This is a genomic window from Streptomyces sp. NPDC059695 (genome assembly GCF_042733785.1).
Classification (GTDB): Bacteria; Actinomycetota; Actinomycetes; order Streptomycetales; family Streptomycetaceae; genus Streptomyces.
Genome location: NZ_JBHWFF010000043.1, coordinates 27,716 through 36,747 on the forward strand (window position 1 = coordinate 27,716; position 9,032 = coordinate 36,747).

The window sequence follows — 9,032 nt, forward strand, 5'->3', positions numbered from 1 at the left end:
GACCGGCGCTACGTCCTGGCCGCGGCCACCCCCCCCGCGCTCGGGGGCCGGGCCCCAGCGGGCCCCCGCCACGGACGGCGCACACCGCACCGGTCCCTCCCTCGGCTATCTCCGCCACGCGGCGGGAAAGCTGGGCGGCGCGCTCGTCTCGCTCCTCGCCGTGCTGGTCACCAGCTTCTTCCTCTTCCGGATCATCCCCGGTGACCCGGTGAAGGCGATGACCCACGGCATCCCCACCTCGGCCGAACAACTCGCCACACTGCGCCGCCAGTTCGGGCTCGACCTGCCGCTGTGGCAGCAGTTCACCGACTACTGCGCGAAGGCGCTCAGCGGCGACCTCGGCACCTCGTTCCAGTTCCGCGCCCCCGTCGGGGACCTCATCGCGGAGAAGCTCCCGGCGACGCTGCTGCTCACCGGGGTGGCCGTGGTCATCTACTCGGCGCTCGGACTGTGGCTGGGCACCCGCTCGGCCTGGCGGCACGGCGGACTCGGCGACCGGCTGAACACCGGCATCGCCCTGACCCTGTGGTCGGTGCCGTCCTTCTGGCTCGGACTGCTCCTCATCATCGTCTTCTCGGTGGGCATGGGACCGGTCCCGGGCCTCTTCCCGACCGGCGGCATGGAGTCCGGGACGGGCGAGACCGGCTTCGCGTACGTCCTGGACGTCGCGCACCACCTGGTCCTGCCCGTGGTCACGCTCGTCGCCGTCGGCTACGCGCAGACCCTCCTCGTGATGCGCTCCTCGCTGCTCGACGAGATGGGCGGCGACTACCTGACGACCGCACGGGCCAAGGGCCTGCGGGACGACGCCGTCCGGCGCCGGCACGCCGTGCCGAACGCGCTCCTCCCGACCGTCACCATGATCTTCATCAACCTGGGCCATGTGGCGGCCGGTTCGATCCTGGTCGAGACGGTGTTCTCCTGGCCCGGGCTCGGCGGGCTCTTCTACCAGGCGCTCAGCGTGCCCGACCTGCCGCTCGTGCAGGGCCTGTTCGTCGTCTTCGCCGGCGCGATGATCCTCATGAACCTGATCGCCGACCTGCTCTATCCGCTGCTCGACCCCCGGGTGGGCCGATGACCTCTCTCACGTGGGAACGCCGCAAGGGTTCGGCCACCCGCTTCTGGAACCAGTACCGCACCCACCGCGCCGGGCTGTACGGCCTCCTCGGCCTCGCCCTGATCGCCCTGCTCGCGCTCGCCGCCCCGCTGATCGTCGGCTCCGACGTGCAGTCCGTGACCGAGGCGCCGGGCACCGCCCTGGAGCCGCCGAGCGCCGAGTTCCCGCTCGGCACCGACCAGTTCGGGCGCTCCCTGCTCGGCCTGCTGATCTGGGGCGCCCGGATCTCACTGCTCGTCGGGCTGCTCGCGGCGACCCTCTCGGTCGCCATCGGGACCCTGGTGGGCATCATCGCCGGGCACTACGGCGGCTGGTTCTCGACCGTCGTCATGCGGATCACCGACTGGTTCCTGGTGATGCCGACGCTGGTGCTCGCGATCGTCCTCGCCACGGTCATGTCCCGGTCGATGTGGACGGTGGTCCTGGCGATCGGCGTGACCTCCTGGCCGACCACCGCCCGCCTCGTGCGGGCGCAGACCATCGCGGTGGAGTCCCGCCCGTACATCGAACGGGCGACCGCCCTGGGCGGCGGACACCGGCACGTCATGACCCGGCACGTGCTGCCGAACGTGATGCCGCTGGTGCTCGCGCAGACCACCCTCGGCATCTCGACCGCCATCCTCACCGAGGCGACCCTCGCCTTCCTCGGCCTCGGCGACCCCACGGTGGTCTCCTGGGGCGGGATGCTCCAGGACGCCCGGGAGGCGGGCGCCGTCTCCTCCGGGCACTGGTGGTACCTGGCCCCGCCCGGGATCGCGATCGCCCTGGTCGCGCTCGCGTTCACGCTGTGCGGCCGGGCCGTGGAATCCGTGCTGAACCCGAAGCTGGGGGTGGGGCGATGAGCCTCCTGGAGGTACGGGACCTGAGGGTGACCTACGGCTCGGGCGCGAGCGCCGTGCCCGCCGTGCGCGGGGTCGACCTGACCCTGGAGCCGGGGACCAAGCTGGGCGTCGCCGGCGAGTCGGGCTGCGGGAAGTCCACGCTCGCGCTGGCGCTGCTGCGGCTGCTCCCGGCCTCGGCGCGGATCGAGGGCGAGATCCTGCTCGACGGCGACGACGTCCTCGCCATGTCGTGGGGCCGGCTGCGGGCCGTGCGCTGGGCGGGCGCGTCGATCGTCTTCCAGGGCGCGATGCACTCGCTGAACGCGGTGCACCGCATCGGGGAGCAGATCGCCGAGCCGCTGCTCGTGCACGGCCGGGCGACCCCGGCGGCGGCCCGCACCCGGGTCGGCGAACTGCTCGAGCACGTCGGACTGCCGGCCGCCCGGGCCGCGGCCTATCCGCACGAGCTGTCCGGCGGGCAGCGGCAGCGCGTGATGATCGCGATGGCGCTCGCCTGCGACCCGCGCCTGATCGTCGCGGACGAGCCGACGACCGCGCTCGACGTGATGATCCAGGCGCAGATCCTGCGGCTGATCGAGCGGCTCGTCGCCGAGCAGTCCATCAGCCTGCTGATGATCAGCCACGACCTGGCGGTCCTCGCCGACACCTGCGACCGGCTCGCCGTGATGTACGCGGGCCGGGTCGTCGAGGAGGGACCGGCGCGGGCGGTGTACGAGGCGGCCGCGCACCCGTACGGCCGGGCGCTGTCCTCGGCCTTCCCGCGCATCGGTGACCCGGCGTCCCGGCGGGCGCCCCGAGGGCTCCCGGGCGACCCGCCGGACCCCGCGGACCTGCCCGGCGGATGCACCTTCCATCCGCGCTGCCCGGTGGCGGTGGACGCCTGCGCGGAGCTCGATCAGGAACTGCGGGAGGCGGGCGCGGGGCGCCGGGCCGCCTGCGTACACGTGGGGAGCACGTCATGAGCCTCCTGTCGGCGCGCGGACTGCACGTCACCTTCCCCGGACGCCGGGGCGCTCCGCCCGCGCGCGCGGTGGACGGTGTGGACCTGGACATCGGCGCCGGCGAGATCGTGGCCCTGGTCGGCGAGTCGGGCTGCGGCAAGACGACGCTGGCCCGCTCCCTGCTCGGCCTGGTCCGGCCCACGGCGGGCGCGGTCACCTTCGACGGGCGGCCGCTCTCGTACTCCTCCGGGGCGCTCCGGGCGTACCGGAAGCGGGCCCAGCTGGTCCTCCAGGACCCGAGCGGCTCGCTGAACCCCCGGCACACGGTGTACGACGCCGTCGCGGAGGGGCTGCGGATCCACGGGTACCAGGGGGACGAGCGGACCGCCGTCGCCGAGGCGCTCGCCCGGGCCGGGCTGCGGCCCCCGGAGCGCTTCTTCCTGCGCTACCCGCACGAGCTGTCCGGCGGGCAGCGGCAGCGCGTGGTCATCGCGGGCGCGCTGGTCCTGGAGCCCGAACTGATCGTCGCCGACGAGCCGGTGGCGTCCCTGGACGCGTCCGTACGGGGTGAGATCCTGGCGCTGCTGCTGCGACTGCGCGACGAACTCGGGCTGTCCGCGCTGGTGGTGACGCACGACCTCGGGCTCGCGTGGAACATCGCGGACCGGGTGGCGGTGATGTACCTGGGCCGGGTCGTGGAGACCGGCACGGTGGAGTCCGTACTGACACACCCTCAACACCCGTACACCCGGGCCCTCTTGTCCGTGCTCCCGGAGTCGGAGGGCGCACCGGTGGTGCTGACCGGCGAGCCGCCGGACCCGTCCCGCGTCCCGTCCGGCTGCCGCTTCCACGCCCGCTGCCAGCTCCTCGCCTCGGGAGAGGCCGCGCCGGTGGCGGACCGCTGCCGCGGCGAGGACCTGCCGGTGCTGCCGGGCCGTGGCGAGCGGACGGTGGCGTGCCACTGGGTGACCCGCCCCTGACCCACCCGTTGTGGGGCCGCGCCCGCCCGTTGTGGGCAATCGTTCCGCTGGGGCGGAACGGGTGGGCACAACGGAACGGCGCCCCGTGCCGCGCCCAGGCTCCCGCGCCTGAACCCGCACCGACAGCTGCGCCGCCCTCGTGGTGCGGGCCAGGGCGCGGAACGCGGAGGCGCCGCGAGAAGGCGCCGTCCCGTGTGCCCACCCGTTCCGCCCTGCGGAACGATTGCCCACACGGCAGCGGGCGAAGGCCCACACGGGCGTGGGCGCAGGCCCATGCGGGCGCCGGGCGCGGGCTCGCACGAGCAGCGGCCACGGGCGTGGGCGAAGGCCCACAAGGGCAGCGTCAGGTGCGGTCGTATGCGTCCGTCAGTTCGCGGCAGCGCTTCACGTCGCCCGCCATCGCCTGCAGCAGATCGTCCAGCGTGTCGAACTTGAGCATGCCGCGCACGTACGCCAGGAAGTCCACGGCCACGTGCAGCCCGTACAGGTCGAGGCCCTCGCGGTCGATCGCGTACGCCTCGACCGTCCGCTCCGTGCCGTCGAACTGCGGGTTCGTGCCGACCGAGATCGCCGCCGGCATCCGCTCCCCCGCGGCCGTCAGCCAGCCCGCGTACACGCCGTCCGCCGGGATGGCGGTGTGCGGCAGGGTCTCGACGTTGGCCGTCGGGAAGCCGAGCTCGCGGCCGCGCTGCGCGCCCCGGACGACGATGCCCTCGACCCGGTGCGGCCGGCCGAGGATCTCGGCCGCGCCGGCCATGTCGCCCTCGGCGACGAGGCGGCGGGTGAGGGTGGAGGAGAAGGGCTCGCCGCCGCCGGCGGCCCCGCTGACGTACAGGTCGATGACCTCGACCTCGTAGTCGTAGGTGGCACCGAGCTCGGTCAGGAACGCGACGTTGCCCGCGGCCCGGTGGCCGAAGCGGAAGTTGGGGCCCTCGATGACGGCCTTCGCGTGCAGCTTGTCGACGAGCACCTTCACGATGAAGTCGGCCGGGGAGAGCTGCGAGAACTCGGCGGTGAACGGCAGGACGAGCACCGCGTCCACGCCCAGCTCTGCGACGAGCTCGGCCCGCCGGTGGTGGGGGGCGAGCAGCGGCGGGTGGCTGCCGGGGCGCACGACCTCGGAGGGGTGCGGGTCGAAGGTGACGACGACGGAGGGGACGCCCAGCTCACGGGCGCGCTCGACGGCGCGCCCGATGATCAGCTGGTGCCCGCGGTGCACCCCGTCGTAGGAGCCGATGGTGACGACGCTGCGTCCCCAGTCCTGGGGGATGTCCTCCAAGCCACGCCAGCGCTGCACTGTGACCGCTCCTCGTCCGCCTGTTCGCCCTGTTCGCCTTACGCAGGTCTAAGACTGCCATGTCCACGGCCGTCGGTACGCATCGGCATGGCAGAGCCGGGACTCCGCAGCGCCTGAAGGGTCTCCGGGCCGAGCAGCGGCGCCCAGTCTCCCGGGGCGGCGACGGTCCACGCGGCGAGGAGCGCCGCGAAGACGGGCCGCTCCCGGACGGCGCGGGCCAGGGCCAGGTCGAGCCGCCGGGCGCCCTCGGGGGTACGGACGCACAGCGCGCCGGTCCGGTGCGTGAGCTCCCGGGTGCGCGGGGCGCTGCGCCGCTCCGCGCCCGCCGCGGCGGCCCGCAGGAGGGCCTCGAGGACGGTGTGCTCCCCGGCCTCGGCCTCGTACCGCTCGTGCTCCAGGAGTACGTCGAGCAGCTCGGCCCGCAGGTGGCGGGAGGCCCCGGTGCCGGGGGCGGCGAGGACGGGCGCGAGGGCGCGCCGGAGGGGGACGGGGCGGCCCCGGATCAGGCCGGTGACCAGGGGGAACAGGATCGCCCTCGCCGCCGGCCCGTCCTCCAGGCGGCGGTCGACGAAGGCGGCGACGAGCGGAGCGGCCTCGGGGTGGTGGGCGGCGTGGTCGCGGACGTGGGCGGCGATCCGTCGGGCGAGGGCGGGCGTGTCGACCTCGGCGAGGGCCCGCAGGGCGGCGGCGGCCGTCTCGCCGCCGTCCCGCAGCCGGACCCGGAAGGCGGCGAGGACCTCCTCGGGGTGGGTGGCGAGGGCCTCGGCGAGGGCGGCGGCGGGCACCCGGGACTCGGCCAGGGCGCGCGGCAGGTGGCGGGCGCGGCTGTGCGGGTCGCGGACGAGGAGGCCGAGGGCGGCGCCGTGCAGGGTCCGGTCCCCGGGGCGGGCGAGCAGGGCGAGCGCGGCGAAGCGGAGGAGCTCGCGGTCGGCGGAGGTGGCGGCGTGCCCGGCGGCCAGGTGTCCGTACGCGGCGGCGGCGACGCGTCGCTCGGGGCGCCCGTCGTCGTGGGCCCAGCGGTCGACGGCCCGGCAGAGGGCGGAGGGCTCGTCCTCGGCGAGCGCGGCGAGGAGTCCGTCGGCGAGCGGGTGGGCGGTGGCGACGAGCGCCTCGCACAGGTCGTCGACGGCGAGGGCACGGTGGGTGTGCAGGAGGGTTCGGGCGGCGGTGGCGACGCCCGGCCTGTCGTCGCCGAACCAGCGGCAGAGGAGCGGCTGCACGCCCCGGGGGTCGGCGACGAGTCTCCCGGCGACGGCGTCGAGGCCCGGGTCGTCCGCGGGCGGGCCTGCGGGGACGGTGCGCCGCAGCAGGTCGATCCGCTCGTCCTCGCCGAGCGGCAGGGCCAGCCAGAACGCGGGCCCGAACGGGGCGAGGACCGGGTGCGGCCCGGGGCGGGCCCCGAGGAGGTCGGCGAGCAGCCTCAGGACCGGCAGGTAGGGCCGCGGGTCCGGCACCCGCCGCACGCTCTCCCGGAGCAGCCGGGCGGCCCACCAGGCACCGTCGCCGGCCGGGTGACCGTCCGGGGCGCGCACCCCCTCGCGGGTGGCCCGCGCCGCGCCGGCGGGCCCGTCCACGGCGAGGCGCCCGAGCGTCTCGGCGAGCGCGGTGAGCCGGGGCGCGAGCCCGGCGGGCCCCTGTTCCCGGTGGAGCAGCAGCAGTGCCTGGAGGACGGGTCCGATCCGGTGGCGGGGAACGGGCGGCTGCCCACCGGCTCCCCGCGCCTCGGGGTCCCGCTGCCGGGGCACGGTGTGAGGCGCCCGGGTGCCCGCCCCGACGCGCCCGCCCGGAGCACCGGGGGCGCCCGGCGGGGCCTCGCCCCCGCTGTGGACCAGGGCGTCGAGTGCCGTGTCCAGGTCCAGGTGGGAGGCCTGCACCCAGTCGGCGAGTTCTTCGTGGGCGAAGCGGTAGCCGGAGCCCGCCGGGACGAGGAGGCCCTCGGTGAGCACGGCCGGGGCCCAGCCCTCCCGCCAGGGGAACAGCTCCTCGAAGGAGTCCCGGTCGAGGACGCCGTGGCCGGGGCCGAGGCACCGGCGGGCCGCCTCGTGCAGCCGGCCGGTCACGCGCGCGGCGAGCCGGCGGACGGCCGTGCCCCGGACGAGGGGGCGGGAGCCCGCGGCGATCCGGACGGCGGCCCGCAGGCACACCAGGTCCAGATAGGCCGTGAAGATCTCCTCGCGGTCGGGCCGCCCCGGCACCTCGCCCGGCAGCGCCGCCCGCACCTCGGCGAGCAGCCGCAGGGCGAGCGGGTGCCGGGCGTCCGCCGGGGCGAGGTCCGCCTCCCCGATCCCGTACCCCTCCCGTACGGCGCGGGCCTCCGTCACGGAGTACGGCCCGAGGACGACGGCCGGGGGGAGTTCCTCGCCGGGACCGGGGTCCCGCGCCGGGCGGTGGAGGGCGGCCGGGGTGTAGAGCGCGCCGGCCTGTTCCCAGTGCTCGGGGCGGCAGGCGGTGACGAGGTGGACCTGGTGGGCGCGGAGCCACCGTTCGGTGGCCGTGGTCCAGTCGGTGAGCCGGTGGGCGAGGAGCGGCGGCATCTCCTCCGGGCCGTCGAGGGCGACGAGGAGCGGCCGGCCCGCGTCGCGGGCGAGGGCGGCGGCCCGCTCCGGGGTGGCGGTCGTGGTGTCGCCGAGCGCCCCGGACGCGGCGACGATCCGGCCGGCCTGCCGCAGGGCGCGGCCGACGGCGTCGGCGAGCGAGCGGTCCTCGGCGCGCAGGTCGGCCCCGCGCAGCCGGACGGTGGGGGCGGGTGCGACGCCCTTGGCGCGGCGGGCGCAGAGCGTGGCGAGGGCGGTGGTGCGGCCGGTGCCGGGGGCGCCGACGAGGGCGAGGACCGGGGCGTGTCCGGCGGTGAAGCGGGCGAACTCGCGGACGCATGCGGGGCGTTCGACGGGTTCGGGCCAGGGGACGGGTTCTCGTACGGGCCCGGTGGAGGTGGCGGTGAGCTCCAGGATCGCGGCGAGGTTGAGGTCGGGGCCGTAGGCGGGGACGGTGGCCGCGTTGCGTCGCAGGAGGGCGGTGAGCGGGCCCGTGGGGCGGAGCGGCACGGCGTATCCGGCGCCTTGGCGGCGGCCGTGCAGGGCGGTGCCGAGGACGCCGAGGACGGTGCCGGTGACGGTGTCGAGGACGGGCCCTCCGGCGGCCTGTCCGCCGCGGCGGAGCGCGTCGGCGCCCTCGGTGCCGATGGCGAGTTCGAGGGCGTCGGCGAGGTCGTGGAAGCGGTCGGCGGCGGCGTACGTGACGGAGGCGGGGCCGAGGACCCGGGCCTCGCGCCAGCCCTGGGCGGCGATCCGCACGTAGGTGCCGGGTTCGATCTCGGGCCGGGTCGCGAGCGGCAGGGGCCGGCCGCCGAGCCCTTCGGTCCGGACGAGTGCGAGGCCGCTCTCGGGCAGCGGGGTGACGGCCTCGGCCGCCGCGAGCCAGCTCCGGTCCCCGGGGGCGTGCAGGACGACACGGCTGAGCCCGTCGACGGCTTCGTGGCTGGTGACCACCGTTCCGTGGTGGTCGGCGAGGAATCCGGTGCCGCGTGGCCGGCCCGCCGGATCGCAGATGCGCACCAGCGTCGCCAGGTCCCCGCTTCCCATGGTGTCGACGGTAGGCGGCCGGTGATCACCCGGAGGCGCTCGCGGGGAAACGCGCCCCCCGTCACTCCCCCGTTCACTCCGAGCGCCTGCCCGATGGGGTGAATTTCGGCGGCTCGATCGGACAGGATCGGTCCGGGGGAAACGAGGGGGAAAGGCGTGGGGGGGGGGGGGGGCCGGGGGGGCCCCCCCCCCGCGGGGGGGGGGTGGGGGGGCCCCCCCCCCCCCCCGGCGCCCGCCGAGGAGAGACCCCCCCAGCGCGCGGCCGCCCCCCCCG

6 protein-coding genes are annotated in these 9,032 nt (G+C 76.3%); 4 read left to right on the top strand and 2 right to left on the bottom strand.

The annotated features are described in order from the left end of the window. Nucleotides 1-130 precede the first annotated feature (130 nt). The 4 genes from ACFV2S_RS33770 to ACFV2S_RS33785 are packed head-to-tail and all read left to right on the top strand — an operon-like array spanning nt 131 to nt 3,880. Entirely contained in the window at nt 131-1,078 is a 948-nt protein-coding gene (locus ACFV2S_RS33770; protein ID WP_385568365.1) for an ABC transporter permease, read from the top strand. Beyond that, nucleotides 1,075-1,959 (top strand): ABC transporter permease, encoded by an 885-nt coding sequence (locus ACFV2S_RS33775; RefSeq protein ID WP_383799748.1) that lies wholly within the window; start codon nt 1,075-1,077, stop codon nt 1,957-1,959. The genes ACFV2S_RS33770 and ACFV2S_RS33775 overlap by 4 nt, the downstream gene beginning before the upstream one ends. After that, complete coding sequence (locus ACFV2S_RS33780; RefSeq protein ID WP_383799745.1) at nt 1,956-2,921, top strand: ABC transporter ATP-binding protein; 966 nt, start codon at nt 1,956-1,958, stop codon at nt 2,919-2,921. Before ACFV2S_RS33775 ends, ACFV2S_RS33780 begins: the two co-directional genes overlap by 4 nt. Then, complete coding sequence (locus ACFV2S_RS33785; RefSeq protein WP_385568302.1) at nt 2,918-3,880, top strand: ABC transporter ATP-binding protein; 963 nt, start codon at nt 2,918-2,920, stop codon at nt 3,878-3,880. The genes ACFV2S_RS33780 and ACFV2S_RS33785 overlap by 4 nt, the downstream gene beginning before the upstream one ends. 343 nt (nt 3,881-4,223) lie before the next feature. On the opposite strand, the gene ACFV2S_RS33790 is transcribed toward ACFV2S_RS33785, so the two are convergent. Together ACFV2S_RS33790 and ACFV2S_RS33795 are read right to left on the bottom strand one after the other, a co-directional pair. Continuing rightward, entirely contained in the window at nt 4,224-5,177 is a 954-nt protein-coding gene (locus ACFV2S_RS33790; protein ID WP_385568305.1) for a bifunctional riboflavin kinase/FAD synthetase, read from the bottom strand. 38 nt (nt 5,178-5,215) lie between these two features. Continuing rightward, nucleotides 5,216-8,758, bottom strand: coding sequence for a trypsin-like peptidase domain-containing protein (locus ACFV2S_RS33795; RefSeq protein ID WP_385568309.1), 3,543 nt, complete (start codon nt 8,756-8,758; stop codon nt 5,216-5,218). Nucleotides 8,759-9,032: the final 274 nt, after the last annotated feature.